The organism is Devosia sp. LjRoot3 (assembly GCF_964252865.1).
Lineage (GTDB): Bacteria > Pseudomonadota > Alphaproteobacteria > Rhizobiales > Devosiaceae > Devosia.
Genome location: NZ_CAXUPK020000002.1, coordinates 107,975 through 122,056 on the forward strand (window position 1 = coordinate 107,975; position 14,082 = coordinate 122,056).

Annotated in this window: 12 protein-coding genes; 10 read left to right on the forward strand and 2 right to left on the reverse strand. The window is 61.6% G+C overall.

From position 1 onward, the window contains the following. The first annotated feature begins 14 nt into the window (after nt 1-14). From ACSQ2A_RS07565 to ACSQ2A_RS07610, 10 genes are all read left to right on the forward strand, one after another. Nucleotides 15-965, forward strand: a complete 951-nt coding sequence (locus ACSQ2A_RS07565) for a GlxA family transcriptional regulator (RefSeq protein WP_436072269.1) — start codon at nt 15-17, stop codon at nt 963-965. A 235-nt stretch (nt 966-1,200) separates the two neighbouring features. Beyond that, nucleotides 1,201-3,666 (forward strand): acyl-CoA dehydrogenase, encoded by a 2,466-nt coding sequence (locus ACSQ2A_RS07570; protein ID WP_436071722.1) that lies wholly within the window; start codon nt 1,201-1,203, stop codon nt 3,664-3,666. A 38-nt stretch (nt 3,667-3,704) separates the two neighbouring features. Continuing rightward, nucleotides 3,705-5,666 carry a 3-hydroxyacyl-CoA dehydrogenase NAD-binding domain-containing protein gene (locus ACSQ2A_RS07575; RefSeq protein ID WP_436071723.1) on the forward strand — a complete coding sequence of 654 codons (1,962 nt, stop codon included), beginning with the start codon at nt 3,705-3,707 and terminating at the stop codon, nt 5,664-5,666. A 14-nt stretch (nt 5,667-5,680) separates the two neighbouring features. Next, the gene (locus ACSQ2A_RS07580; protein ID WP_436071724.1) at nt 5,681-6,967 is read left to right on the forward strand and encodes an acetyl-CoA C-acetyltransferase; all 1,287 of its coding nucleotides are present in this window, start codon (nt 5,681-5,683) and stop codon (nt 6,965-6,967) included. Further along, a complete protein-coding gene (locus tag ACSQ2A_RS07585; RefSeq protein ID WP_295414529.1) occupies nt 6,964-7,125 on the forward strand; it encodes a hypothetical protein in 162 nt (53 codons plus the stop codon). Before ACSQ2A_RS07580 ends, ACSQ2A_RS07585 begins: the two co-directional genes overlap by 4 nt. Nucleotides 7,126-7,450: 325 nt before the next feature. Then, on the forward strand, nt 7,451-9,067 hold the full coding sequence (locus ACSQ2A_RS07590; RefSeq protein ID WP_436071725.1) for a peptide ABC transporter substrate-binding protein: 1,617 nt from the start codon (nt 7,451-7,453) through the stop codon (nt 9,065-9,067). A gap of 106 nt (nt 9,068-9,173) precedes the next feature. Further along, complete coding sequence (locus ACSQ2A_RS07595; RefSeq protein ID WP_295414526.1) at nt 9,174-10,097, forward strand: ABC transporter permease subunit; 924 nt, start codon at nt 9,174-9,176, stop codon at nt 10,095-10,097. Then, on the forward strand, nt 10,097-11,017 hold the full coding sequence (locus tag ACSQ2A_RS07600) for an ABC transporter permease (RefSeq protein WP_295414523.1): 921 nt from the start codon (nt 10,097-10,099) through the stop codon (nt 11,015-11,017). Before ACSQ2A_RS07595 ends, ACSQ2A_RS07600 begins: the two co-directional genes overlap by 1 nt. A 12-nt stretch (nt 11,018-11,029) precedes the next feature. Further along, nucleotides 11,030-11,872 carry an ATP-binding cassette domain-containing protein gene (locus tag ACSQ2A_RS07605; protein WP_295414521.1) on the forward strand — a complete coding sequence of 281 codons (843 nt, stop codon included), beginning with the start codon at nt 11,030-11,032 and terminating at the stop codon, nt 11,870-11,872. Next, nucleotides 11,869-12,738, forward strand: coding sequence for an ABC transporter ATP-binding protein (locus tag ACSQ2A_RS07610; RefSeq protein WP_295414519.1), 870 nt, complete (start codon nt 11,869-11,871; stop codon nt 12,736-12,738). The genes ACSQ2A_RS07605 and ACSQ2A_RS07610 overlap by 4 nt, the downstream gene beginning before the upstream one ends. 37 nt (nt 12,739-12,775) lie before the next feature. Here ACSQ2A_RS07610 and ACSQ2A_RS07615 read toward each other — a convergent pair whose 3' ends face one another. Next, the gene (locus ACSQ2A_RS07615; protein ID WP_436071726.1) at nt 12,776-13,567 is read right to left on the reverse strand and encodes an anti-sigma factor family protein; all 792 of its coding nucleotides are present in this window, start codon (nt 13,565-13,567) and stop codon (nt 12,776-12,778) included. Then, a complete protein-coding gene (locus ACSQ2A_RS07620; protein ID WP_436071727.1) occupies nt 13,564-14,070 on the reverse strand; it encodes a sigma-70 family RNA polymerase sigma factor in 507 nt (168 codons plus the stop codon). Before ACSQ2A_RS07620 ends, ACSQ2A_RS07615 begins: the two co-directional genes overlap by 4 nt. Between the last annotated feature and the right edge of the window lie 12 nt (nt 14,071-14,082).

The following is a 14,082-nucleotide window of genomic DNA, read 5'->3' on the forward strand; positions in this document are numbered from 1 at the left end:
CCGAAATTGGCCTCATGCTCTACCCCGGCTGCGCCATGGCCTCGGTCCACGGCCTCACCGATGCCTTTGAGGTCGCCAATGACTATGCGCGCCAGCATGGCGGGCCCGAGCGCATCAGGACCACGCACTGGAAGCTGGGCGAAGGGGGTTTTTCGCGCACTTTTGACAGCGCACCGGAGGCCGGGGGGCAGCCGGTGATCGTCATTATTCCTGGCCGTCTCGCCGATGCCCTTCGAGCCGACGAGGTCACCGATTTCGTGCCCTGGATCCATGAGCGTCACAAGGCCGGCTCGACCCTGGCTTCCATCTGCGGGGGCGCGTTCATGCTCGGCCATGCGGGGCTCCTCTCGGGCCGCCGGGCGACGACACACTGGCTTTATGCCGATGCCTTTCGGGCCGCCTTTCCCGATGTCGATATGACCCCGGGCGACATCATCGTCGAAGACGGCGACATCATCACTGCCGGCGGCATGCTCGCCTGGACCGATCTCGGCCTGCGGCTGGTGCATCGGATTCTCGGACCGACTGTGATGGCGGATACGGCGAAGTTTTTGCTGGTCGATCCTGCTGGGCGGGAGCAGCGGCACTATTCACGCTTTGCGCCCAATCTGACGCATGGCGACAAGGCGATCCTGAAGGTGCAGCACTGGCTGCAGGGACGGGCGGGCAAGGAAGTGTCCGTGGAGGCCATGTCCGCTGAGGCTGGGCTCGAAACGCGGACGTTTTTGCGCCGGTTCCAGAAAGCGACCGGGGTCAGGCCGACCGAATATGTGCAGGACCTGCGCGTGGCGCTGGCCCGCGAAAAACTCGAATTCAGCCGGGACTCGGTGGAACAGATCGCCTGGGATGTCGGGTACAAGGACCCTGCCGCGTTCAGGCGGGTGTTCCAGCGCATTACCGGGCTCGGGGTCGGGGCCTATCGCGAACGATTTAACGCCAATGCTGCGGTGGGAAACCTCGCCTAAAGAACCAGGGCGCATGCTGAGCCTGGGATAGGCCTCGCATCGGCCCAAAGTGGACGTTTGCGGCGTTTAGTTGACGTTTACGTAAAGCTTGCTAGAGTGCAGTCAACAAATGCTGCGTCATGGTCTAGGGTGACGTGAGGCATAAGGGCTGGTTCCGCTCAGATCGGTCCGGCGGTTTGGCATGGCGGGCGACGCCTCCAATCTTGGTGTCGCGCCGTTCGAGGAGGACAGTGCAGTGACCCTATTGCTTATCTTGATTGCCGTTGCGGTGTTCGCCACGCTGGCCATGCGCGAGAGCCCGCTCTGGCAATGGGGCGCGGCGGCAATCGCTATTGGTCTTCTGTCGGGCGTGCAGTTTGCGACCAGCGGAGCGACCTATGGTCTGGGCTTTGGGAGCTGGGTACTTATCGTCCTCGGCGTCGTGATGCTGGCGCTCAGCCTTGAGCCGATACGCAAGGCCGTGCTGGTCACGCCGATCTTTGGGGCCGTCAAATCCATCCTGCCCAAGGTGAGCCGCACGGAGCAGGAGGCGCTCGATGCCGGCACTGTGGGTTGGGACGCAGAACTGTTTTCGGGGCGGCCGGACTGGGACAAGCTGACGAAAATCCGGCCGCTGACGCTTTCGGCGGAAGAGCAGGCCTTTCTCGATAACGAGACCGAAACCGCCTGCAAGATGATCGACGACTGGGATATCCGCCACAACCGTGCGGACCTGTCGCCCGAGCTTTGGCAGTTCCTGCGCGACAAGGGATTTTTGGGCATGCTCATCGGCAAGGAGCATGGTGGCCTCGGTTTTACCGCGCAGGCGCAGTCGATGATCGTGTCGAAGATCGCCAGCCGCTCGGTGGCGGCGGGCATTACCGTCATGGTGCCCAATTCTCTGGGGCCGGGCGAACTGCTCGAAAAATACGGTACGCCGGCGCAGAAGGAAAAATATCTGCATCGCCTGGCGACCGGTAAAGACATTCCGTGCTTTGCGCTGACCGGCGTGCATTCCGGCTCCGATGCCGGTGGCATGCGCGATATCGGCATTGTCACCAAGGGCATGTGGAACGGGCAGGAGACGCTCGGCGTCAACCTGACCTTCGACAAGCGCTATATTACGCTCGCACCGATTGCGACGCTGGTGGGTCTGGCTTTCATCCTCAAGGACCCGGACAATCTGCTGGGGCGTGGCGAGGATATCGGCATTACGCTGGCGCTTATTCCCAGCGATCATCCGGGGCTGGATATCGGGCGCCGGCACTATCCGGCGCGGCAGGCCTTCATGAATGGTCCGGTGCGCGGCACCAATATGTTCGTGCCGATCGATTATCTCATCGGTGGCACCGATTATGCCGGGCAGGGCTGGCGCATGCTGATGGAGTGCCTCGCCACCGGCCGTGCCATTTCGCTGCCGGCCATTGGCTCGATCTCGATCAAGGCGACGCTGCGCGCCACCTCGGCCTATGCCCGTGTGCGCCGGCAGTTCGGTATTCCGGTCGGGATCATGGAAGGCGTGGCCGAGCCGCTCGGCGAAATGATCAAGCGTGCCTATAGCTTTGAGGCGGCGCGGCGGCTGACGGCGTCGATGGTCGATGAAGGCCAGCGTCCGGCGGTGATAGCGGGATTGCTGAAATATACGACGACGGAAGCCATGCGCGACAGCATGGACGATGCTTTCGATATTCAGGGTGGCCGTGCCATTCAGGATGGGCCGGGGAATTATCTCTTTGGTGCCTATCAGGCGCTGCCGGTGGCCATCACCGTGGAAGGCGCGAACATTTTGACGCGCACGCTGATGACTTTTGCGCAGGGCGTGTTGCGTGCGCATCCATACCTGCTCAAGGAAGTTGAGGCGGCGCAGAATCGGGATCGCAAGGCGGGCATCGACGCGTTCGACAAGGCCTTTGGCGGGCATACGGCGTTCATGCTGCGCAATATCGTGGCGAGTTTTCTGCATGGCCTCACCAATGGCGCCTTTGCCTCTTCGCCCAATGATGGGCCGATGGCTGGGTGGTATCGGAAGCTGCATCGCTATTCGCAGGATTTTGCGCTGGTGGCCGACTGGACCACGGTGGTGCTGGGCGGTGCGCTGAAGCGCAAGCAGAAGCTTTCGGGGCGCATGGCTGATCTTCTGGGCGACCTTTACCTCATGTCGGCAACGCTGAAGCGTTTTGACGAAGAGGGGCGGATTGCCGAGGACAAGGAACTGGTTGAAGCCATCATGGCCGACCGGATCGCCTCCATCGAAAAGAGTTTTGGCGAAGTGTTCGACAACTTCCCCAATCCCTTCTTTGCCTGGGCCATGCGGATTCTCTGCTTCCCGCTGGGGCGGCATGCCAAGCGCGCCAGTGATCGGGTCAATTATCGCTTCGTGCGCGCCGTGCTGCGGCCGGGTGCTTTCCGCGACCGGTTGACGACAGGCGTCTATGTCACGACGGACCCAAATGATGTCACAGGCGTTCTCGAAGATGCCTTCATCAAGGTGACGGAGGCCGAGGATATCGAGGCGCGGTTCATCAAGGCGTCGCGCCGCGGCGTGTTCGAACGGCGGCTCGATCGGGATGCCATCGTCGACGCGGTCAAGGCCGGGGTCATCAATGACAACGAGGCCGGGATCATGCGGGCGGCGGATGAGGCGACGGAACGGGCTGTGCATGTCGATGATTTCGACAAGGACATCCTGAAACAGACCGAGCCGCGCGCGGCAGCCGAATAAGAAGCCGGCGGATCGACAGGGAATACCGAGGAGCAAGCATGATCGCCCCACAGGCAACCGAGACCAAGCACTGGAGTTTTCATACCGATATCGAGAATATCGGCTGGCTCACGATCAACTCGCCTGGCGGACCGGTGAATGTGCTGAGCCGCGAAGCCATCATGGAACTCGAAACGCTGGTGGCGCGGTTCGAGGACCTTGCCAACAGCAAGGAACTGGTCGGCGTGGTGCTGCTCTCGGGCAAGGAGAGTGGCTTTATCGCGGGTGCCGACGTTTCCGAGTTCGATGCGATGAGCGACTTTTCGGTGCTGCCCGAGGCGCTGCGGCGCACGCATGCGCTGTTCGCCCGGATCGAGAATCTCAAAATTCCGTTCGTTGCCGGTATTCACGGGTTTTGTCTCGGCGGCGGGCTCGAACTGGCCTTGGCCTGCCACTACCGCATCGCGGTCAATGACGACAAAACCCGCATCGGATTTCCAGAGGTCAATCTCGGGATTTTCCCGGGCTTTGGCGGCACGGGGCGTTCGATCCGTCAGGCGGGTCCGGTCGATGCGATGCAGATCATGCTCACCGGCAAGATGCTGAAGGCTGGAGCAGCGCGGGGGCTCAATCTCGTCGACAAGCTCGTAAGGCATCGCGACATGCTGCGCTGGGAAGGGCGCAAGGCGGTGCTGCAAAACCGCAAGTCAAAGCCGGCGGGTTTTGGCAAGCGCGCCATGGCTGGGCCGCTGTTGCGTGACTATGTCGCCAACAAGATGCGCGAAGAGGTCGGCAAGAAGGCCAATCGCGTCAATTATCCCGCACCCTATGCGCTGATCGAGCTGTTCGAGCAGCACGGCAATGACTGGCAGGCCATGGTGCGCGGGGAGGTCGATGCCTTCGTGCCGCTGATGGGCTCGCCGACGGCCACCAATCTGCGGCGTGTGTTCTTCATGTCCGAGGGGCTGAAGAAGCAGGGTTTGAAGGGCGCAAAGTTCTCGCGGGTGCATGTCATCGGCGCGGGTGTCATGGGCGGCGATATTGCGGCTTGGTGTGCCTATCGTGGCATGAGTGTCACGCTGCAGGACCTCGATATGGCGCGCATTCAGCCGGCGCTCGATCGGGCCAAAAAGCTGTTCCAGAAGCGCTACAAGAAGAAGCACGAAGTCGATGCCGCCATGCTGCGGCTGACGCCGGACCCGCAGGGCAATGGTGTGCCGCGGGCCGATGTGATTATCGAGGCAGTGGTCGAAAAGCTCGAAGTGAAGCAGTCGATTTTCTCCGGCGTGGAGGGCAAGCTCAAGCCGGGCGCGATCCTTGCGACCAATACGTCTTCCATCGAGCTGGAACGCATTGCCGAGGCACTGAAGGAGCCGGGGCGGTTGATTGGCCTGCACTTCTTCAACCCGGTGGCGCAGTTGCCGCTGGTTGAGGTGATCAAGTCGAAGTTCAATTCGGATGAAGCCATCGGCAAGGGCGCGAGTTTTGCGCTGGCCATTGGCAAGTCGCCGGTGGTGGTGAAATCGGCGCCGGGCTTTTTGGTCAATCGCGTGCTCATGCCCTATATGCTGGGCGCTGTGGAGCGGGTCGAGCGCGGCGAGAGCAAGGAATTGCTTGATGCGGCGGCAGTGGCCTTTGGGATGCCCATGGGGCCGATCGAACTGATGGATACGGTGGGGCTCGATGTTGGCAAGTCGGTGGCGACCGAATTGGGTCATGCCGTGCCGTCGGACAGCAAGTTTGCGCGGTTGATTGCCGAGGGCAAATTGGGCCGCAAGACCAATGAAGGCTTTTACAAGTGGGAGAATGGCAAGGCCGTGAAGGGCTCGACGCCGCCCCATGCCGATCTCGTGGCGCTCGGGCGTGAGCTGGTAAAGCCGCTGGTCGATACGACGGAGATCGTCGTGGGCGAGGGCGTCGTCGCCAATGCCGATCTTGCCGATATCGGCGTCATCATGGGCACGGGCTTTGCGCCATTCCTCGGCGGGCCGATGCGCGCCCGTGCAGATGGTCGGGCCTAAGGGGGAGCAAAAGAATGACTGAACTCAAGCGCGTTGCCATTGTCGGCTCGGCTCGCATTCCCTTTGCCCGCGGTGGCACTGCCTATGCGGATGAAACCAATCTCTCCATGCTGGCGACGACCCTTGGCGGTCTTGCCGACAAGTATGGGCTCAAGGGAGAAAAAGTGGATGAGGTGATTGCCGGGGCGGTGATCAACCATTCGCGTGATTTCAACATTGCCCGCGAAGCCCTGCTCGATGCCGGTTTCTCGCCGCGCACGCCGGGGACGACGCTGCAGATTGCGTGCGGCACGAGCCTGCAGGCGGCCTTGGTGCTGGCCGGCAAGATTGCTTCGGGGCAGATCGATAGCGGCATTGCCGCGGGGTCCGATACGGTTTCGGATAGTCCCATCGTCTTTGGCCCGAAATTCCAACACCGTTTGCTCAACGCCAATGCGGCCAAGACGACAGGTCAAAAGATCAAGGCTTTCACCAAGGGCTTTTCCTTTGGTGAGCTGACGCCGGTCGCTCCCTCGGTCAATGAGCCGCGCACTGGCATGTCCATGGGCCAGCATTGCGAATTGATGGCCCGCGAATGGGGCATTTCGCGCCGGGCGCAGGACGAGCTGGCGGTGGCGAGCCATCAGAATGCGGCAAAAGCCTATGACGAGGGTTTCCATGATGACCTGCTCGTCCAGTGCGCGGGGCTGGTTCGGGACAACAATGTTCGTGCCGACAGCAATCTCGACAAGATGTCGACGCTCAAGCCCGCTTTCGACAAGTCTTCGGGCCATGGCACGCTGACGGCAGGCAATTCGACGCCGCTGACCGATGGCGCTTCGAGTGTGCTGCTGGCGAGCGAAGAATGGGCCAAGGCGCGCGGGTTGCCGATCCTCGCCTATCTGACGGTGGGGCGTGTCGCGGGCAATGATTTTGCGCATGGCGAAGGTCTGCTCATGGCGCCGACTATTGCAGTGTCGGAAATGCTTCAGCGCGCCGGGCTCGGCTTTGCCGATATCGACTACTTTGAGCTGCACGAGGCTTTTGCGGCGCAGGTGTTGTGCACGCTGAAGGCGTGGAAGGATCCGACCTACTGCAAGGACGTCTTGGGGCGCGATGCCGTCTTGGGCGAGATCGATCCCGCCAAGATCAATGTGAAGGGCTCGAGCCTTGCCTATGGACACCCCTTCGCTGCGACCGGCGCGCGCATCCTGGGCGTGACCGCAAAACTGCTGTCCGAACAGGCAAACAAAAGAGCGCTGATTTCGGTGTGCACGGCGGGTGGCATGGGCGTCGCGGCGCTGGTAGAAAGTGCGGCATGAGTGACAATGTCGTAAAATTCCGGGTCCCCCCGAAAAAGCCCGAACCGCCACAGCCCAAGCCGCCAAGAGGGCCGATGCCGAACTGGCTGCCCTTTGCGGTGTTGCTGGGTCTGGCGCTGGTTATTTATTTCGTCCAGCAAGCCGGCCTTATGGGCTGACGGCCTGCGCCAATTCGCCCCACGAACAATTCACAGGCATCGCTGCGTCCCACGCAGCGGTGCTTTTTCGTTTGGCGGCTGGTTTGGGGAAAGTGCTGCTGCCAAACAAATGTGAAGTGGAAAGCCTTGCCATCCCTTCCGAGATGTTAACAAAAGGTCGCACGTTTACGCTTAGGTCAATGTTTTGCTTGTCAGTGGACGCTTTTGCAAGATACCGTCCAGCAATCTTGACCGAAGGGACAAACCCTTTGCGTAAGGGGTGGGGCCGCATGGGCAAACATGCGGGTCAACAAGCTCAAGAATTCCACAAGGAGATGGGACGAGAATGAAGTTCACCACAGCCTTTAAGGCGATTGCGACTGCCGGCGCCATGGCGCTGATGATGTCGACGGCGGCTTCCGCCGTGACGCTGCAGCTCCACAATGGTGGCGATCCGGGTACGCTGGATCCGCACAAGGCCTCCGGCGACTGGGAAAACCGCGTTATCGGCGACTATATCGAGGGTCTTCTTACGGAGAACGCCAAGGCTGAAGCCATTCCGGGCCAGGCCGAAAGCTGGGAAATTTCGGAAGACGGTACGGTCTACACCTTCAAGCTGCGTGATGGCATTCAGTGGTCCGATGGCACTCCGGTGACCGCCGGCGACTTCGTCTTCGCCTTCCAGCGCCTGTTTGATCCCAAGACTGCTGCCGACTACGCTTACCTGCAGTTCCCGATCAAGAACTCGGCCGCCATCAATGCCGGCGAGATCACCGATCTCAACGAACTCGGCGTCAAGGCCATCGACGACACGACGCTCGAAATCACCCTCGAAGCGCCGACCCCGTTCTTCCTCGACGCGCTGACCCACTACACCGCTTATCCGGTTCCGAAGCATCTGGTTGAAAAGCTCGGCGACGAGTGGACCAAGGTGGAAAACATCGTCGGCAACGGCCCGTACCTGATCAAGGAATGGCTGCCGGGCTCCTATGTCCGTTCGGAAAAGAACGCTGACTATTACGATGCCGCCAACGTCAAGATCGACGAAGTCTTCTACCACGTGCTCGAAGACCAGGCCGCAGCGCTCAACCGCTACCGCGCGGGTGAATTCGACATCCTGACCGACTTCCCCGCTGACCAGTATCAGTGGCTGCAGGACAACCTGCCGGGCGAAGCTCACGTGGTGCCGTTCCTCGGCGTCTACTACTACGTGATGAACCAGGAAGAAGGTCAGCCGCTCGCCGATATTCGTATCCGCGAAGCGCTCTCGACCACCATCGTGCGTGAAGTCATCGGGCCCGATATCCTCGGCACCGGCGAACTGCCGGCCTATGGCTGGGTCCCGCCCGGTACCAACAACTATGTCGACAGCGCCTATGCGCCGGAATGGGCTTCCGTTCCCTATGAAGACCGTGTTGCCCATGCCAAGGAACTCATGACCGAAGCCGGTTATGGCCCGGACAAGCCACTGACCCTGCAGCTGCGCTACAACACCAACGACAACCACCAGCGTATCGCCGTGGCGATTGCCGCCATGTGGGAACCGCTTGGTGTGAAGGTTGAGCTGTTCAACGCCGAAACCGCCGTGCACTATGACGCACTGCGCGCCGGTGACTTCCAGGTCGGCCGTGCCGGCTGGCTGCTCGACTACTCGGATCCGTCCAACACGCTCGACCTGCTGAAGACCGGCGTTGACCAGGCCGGTACGATGAACTGGGGCAACAACTACGGCCGTTATTCGAACGAAGAGTTCGATGGCCTGATGACCCAGGCTTCGACCGAACTCGATCTGGCTGCCCGCGGCGAACTCCTCGCCCAGGCCGAAAAGATCGCCATGGACGAATTCGCTGCGATCCCGATCTACTGGTACGTGTCCAAGGACGTCGTGTCGCCGAAGATCTCGGGCTTCGAAGAGAACGCCAAGAACATCTTCCGTACCCGCTGGCTCTCGAAGTCGGAATAAGCGGATAGAATGAGATCGTGGGGGCCCTGAGCCCCCACGGTTCTTTTGCCGTATAGCGCCCTCCGGCCTTTCCGTTTCCGGCGCTTCGGCCTAGGAGTCCTAACACATGTTGGCCTATGCCTTCCGGCGCGTGCTTTCGGCTATTCCGATTGCACTGATCGCCGTTACAGTCTGTTTCTTCATTCTTCGCCTGGCGCCCGGTGGCCCCTTCGATGGCGAACGCGCCCTGCCGCCGACCGTGCTGGCCAACCTGCGCGCCCATTACAATCTCGATCAGCCACTGATCATGCAGTACTTCATCTATGTGGGGCGGCTGCTGCAGGGGGATCTGGGTCCCTCGATGGTGATCGACGGTTTCCGCGTGGCGGACCTGATCCGCATCGGCTTCCCCTTCACGCTGACCCTGGCGCTCTATGCCTTCGTGATTGCCACGGCCATCGGTATCGTCGCCGGCATCATTGCAGCGGTGAACCAGAACAAGTGGCCCGATTACGTGCTGGTGCTGATCGTGATGATCGGCGTGGTCATTCCCAACTTCCTCAATGCCGCCCTGCTGCAGCTCGGCTTTGCCGTGCATCTGCGCTGGCTGCCGGCGGGTGGCTGGGTTTCCGGGTCGATTGCCCATCTGATCCTGCCGGTGACAGTGCTCGCCTGGCCGCATGCGGCGCGTATCAGCCGGCTCATGCGCGGCTCGATGATCGAAGTCCTGGGGTCCAACTATGTGCGCACCGCGCGCGCCAAGGGGCTTGGCGAACGGCTGGTTCTGGCGCGTCACGCTATCAAGCCCGCGCTCCTGCCCGTTGTTTCCTATCTCGGACCAGGCCTTTCCTATCTCCTCACCGGCTCGCTGGCCGTTGAGCAGATCTTTGGCCTTCCCGGTATCGGCAAGTACTTCGTGACCGCCGCGCTCAACCGCGACTATGGCATCGTGCTCGGCACGACGATCCTCTACATGTTTATCATTCTCGCCCTCAATCTCCTCGTCGACCTCGTCTATGCCTGGCTCGATCCCAAGGTGAGGTATCGCTGATGCCCGGCCTTACCGGTAAAGACCAGGTCCTGACGGACTACGCCAACAAGCTGGCCGTTCTCGACGCGCCCAAGGGCCGTTCGCTGACCCAGGACGCCTTGAGACGCCTCTCCAAGAACAAGGCCGCGGTCGTTTCGATCGGGATTGTCGTCCTGATCATCCTCGTTGCTTTCATCGGCCCCTATTTCGTGCCGTGGGGCTATTCGGAAGTCGACTGGACCTCCATCCGCAAGCCGCCTGATTTCGACAAGGGCCACTACCTTGGCACTGACCAGAACGGTCGCGACATGCTTGCCCGCGTCCTGCAGGGCACGCAGATGAGCCTGATCGTGGCGGCGGTGGCCACCGTGGTTTCGGTCACCATTGGCGTCGTCTATGGCGCCGTATCGGGCTATTTTGGCGGTCGTGTCGACTCGCTAATGATGCGCTTCGTCGACGTGATGTATGCTCTGCCCTACATCCTCTTCGTCATCATTCTCGTGGTGATGTTCGGGCGCAATCCGGTGCTGCTCTTCGTCGGTATCGGCGCCATCGAATGGCTGACCATGGCGCGTATCGTGCGTGGGCAGACCCTCTCCATCAAGGAGAAGGAATTCATCGAAGCGGCGCGGGCCAGCGGTGCAAAGCCCTTTGCCATCATTATGCGCCACATCGTGCCCAATCTCTCAGGGCCCGTCGTGATCTATGCCACTTTGACAATCCCCGAGATCATCATCGCGGAAAGCTTCCTTTCCTATCTCGGTCTTGGTGTGCAGGAACCGCAGACGTCCCTGGGTACGCTGATCTCCGCCGGTGCGCCGGTGGCGGAAGTGCTGCCCTGGATGCTGTTGGGACCGGCAGCCGTGCTCGTCACGCTGCTGCTCTGCCTCACCTATATCGGCGACGGTCTGCGCGACGCGCTTGACCCGAAAGACCGGTAAGGAGGCACAGACATGGCACTGCTAGAAGTCAAAAATCTCAAGATCGACTTCCTCACGCATGACGGCCCCGTCCATGCCGTGAAGGATCTCAGCTACACGCTCGAAAAGGGCAAGACGCTCGCCATCGTGGGCGAAAGCGGCTCGGGCAAGACCCAGGGTGCTTTCGCGCTGATGGGGCTCTTGCCCAAGAATGGCCGGGCCTCGGGCTCGGTCATGTTCGACGGCAAGGAAATCCTCAACCTTCCGACCAGGGAGTTGAGGTCCTATCGCGCCGAGCGCATCGGGATCATTTTCCAGGACCCGATGACCTCGCTCAATCCGTATCTGCGCATTTCGCGCCAGATGACGGAAGTGCTGGAACTGCACCGTGGCATGAGCAACAGCGCCGCCCTGGCGGAGAGCATCCGCATGCTCGACGCGGTGCGCATTCCCGATGCGAAAAACCGCGTGCACATGTATCCGCACGAGTTTTCGGGCGGTATGCGCCAGCGCGTGATGATCGCCATGGCGCTGCTCTGCAGCCCCGAACTTCTTATAGCCGACGAACCGACGACGGCACTCGACGTGACCGTTCAGGCTGAGATCATCGATCTGCTCGTCGACCTGCAGGAAGATTTCAACACCGCGATCATCCTCATCACCCACGATCTCGGGATTGTGGCGGGCACCTGCGAAGACACGCTCGTGATGTTCGACGGACGCGTGATGGAATATCGCAAGACCGCCGACATCTTCGACAAGCCCGAACATCCCTATACGCAAGGGTTGCTCGCGGCGGTGCCGCGCCTCGACAAGAAGGTGGACCGCCTCTCGACCGTTTCCTACGAATTCATGGCCGCAAAGGGTGAAGCATGATCGAGACAAGAGAACCCATTCTCAAAGTCCGTGACCTGGCCGTGGAATTCACCCTCGGCTCGAATGGTCTTTTTGGCGGCAAGAAGATCCTGCGTGCAGTCAAGGGCGTGTCCTTCGACCTCTACCAGGGCGAGACGCTGGGCATTGTGGGCGAGAGCGGTTGTGGCAAGTCCACGCTGTCGCGTGCGATTATCCGGCTGCTTCCGGCGACCGCGGGCGAAGCTGTGTGGCTCGGGCGCGATATCCAGAAGATGAACTCGAACGAGCTTCTGGACCTGCGCAAGGATATCCAGATGATCTTTCAGGATCCGCTGGCTTCGCTCAATCCGCGCATGACGGCCGGCGACATCATTGCCGAGCCGCTCAAGATCCATATGCCCAATATCGGCAAGGCCGAGCGGGCGGTTCGGGTCGCCGAGATGATGCAGAAGGTTGGCCTCCTGCCCACCATGATCAACAAGTATCCGCACGAATTTTCGGGCGGGCAGTGCCAGCGTATCGGCATTGCGCGGGCGTTGATCACCAATCCCAAGCTGATCATCTGCGACGAGGCCGTGTCGGCGCTCGACGTGTCGATCCGCGCGCAGGTGGTCAACCTGCTGATGGACCTGCAGAAGGAACTGGGCATTTCGCTGCTGTTCATCTCGCACGACATCGCCGTCGTCCGGCACATCGCCCAGCGCATCATGGTGCTCTATTTCGGCGAAGTCGTTGAGATCGGCGAGGCCGAGCAGGTGACCATGGACCCGCACCACGATTATACCAAGCGCCTGATCGCTTCGGTGCCGGTGCCCGATCCCAAGGTGGAAATGGAACGCCGCGAAGAGCGGCGACGCCTGCGCAAGGCTGCTGCCAAGGCGGCATAGGAAACGAAAAGGCCGGGGTGACCCGGCCTTTTGCTTTTCAGGTGCGGTAGTCCGTCAAGGTCGGATTGAGCTGCGAAAAGACCGTGCGGGCAATGGATTGCAGCTTTTCGGCCGGATAGGGGGCGGTGATGGTGCAGCTGATTGCGGCATCGGCCCAGAAGAGCGCCGTATCGAGGCCGAGATTGGCCAGTTCGTAGCTTGGCGTATCGGGGCCGGGCGAGGGCGTCACGTAAAGCGTCAAACGGGCGCCGGCCGCGTCCTCATACATGAGCTGGGCGGCGCGTCCGCCGGGCACATTGGGGGCGGGCAGCAGGCGCCCCCCGAGGAAGTTGAGGCCCGAGGCGCTGAGGTCGGGCATGGCGAGTGTTGTCTGTAGCCGGTTGGAGAGCCAGGAGGACAGGTGCTCGCTATCGGCGCCATTCACTTCCACGGCGTGGCGGTTTTCCAGCACATAGACGGTGTGGGCGCTGACGGCGTCGGCGATGAGGCGATCGGCAATGCCTGACGTCTGCATCTGGCCGCGCAGCAGCCAGCCCGCGCCAAGGCCAAGACCGATCAGGAAGACGGCGGCAGCAGCCTTGATCCACAGGCGGCCGCGGCGCTTTTCGCCGGACTGGCGCAACCGCTCGACCGACAGGCGCGGCGGTATCGGCTCGGCTGCAACGGGCGCATAGAGGGTGCGAATGGCGTCCGTCTGGCGCTGCATGCGGGCGACCTCGGCGGCAGCCTCCGGGCGCTCGGCGAGCCAGGCATCCATTGCCGCGCTCTCTTCTGCAGAGAGGGAGCCATCGGCATGGGCCATCAGCTGGTCGCGGGTCACATCGCTCATTTGACGGTTCTCAAATGCGGTTCGGAGGGAATGCCGGTGAGCGTCCTGAGCGCAGCGCGGGCGCGGCCCAGCCGGCTCATCAGCGTGCCGAGCGGAATGTCGAGGATGGTTGCTGCCTCGGCATAGGGAAGACCTTCGAGAGTTACCAGCAGCAGGGCCTCCTTCTGTTCGAGCGGCAGGGTGCCAATGGCGCGGTCAAGTTCGGCCAGCGCCAGATGGCCGGGCTGCGGCGGCGGCACGGATGGCTCGGGAATGGATTCGATATCTACCACATCGCCTCGCCGCCGCGCACCGCGCAGGTTGTTGCGGTGCAGGTTGACGAGAATGGTGAAAAGCCAGGCGCGAACGGGGCCCTTGGGCCGGAAAAGGCTGCGTCTGGCGATGGCGCGTTCGAGACAGTCCTGAACGAGGTCATCTGCACGATCGAGGTCACGCGTCAGCGCGCGCGCATAACGCCTGAGTGCCGGCACCGCGGCCTCGATCTCGTGCAGGATATCGATCAATCAGGCCTCGGT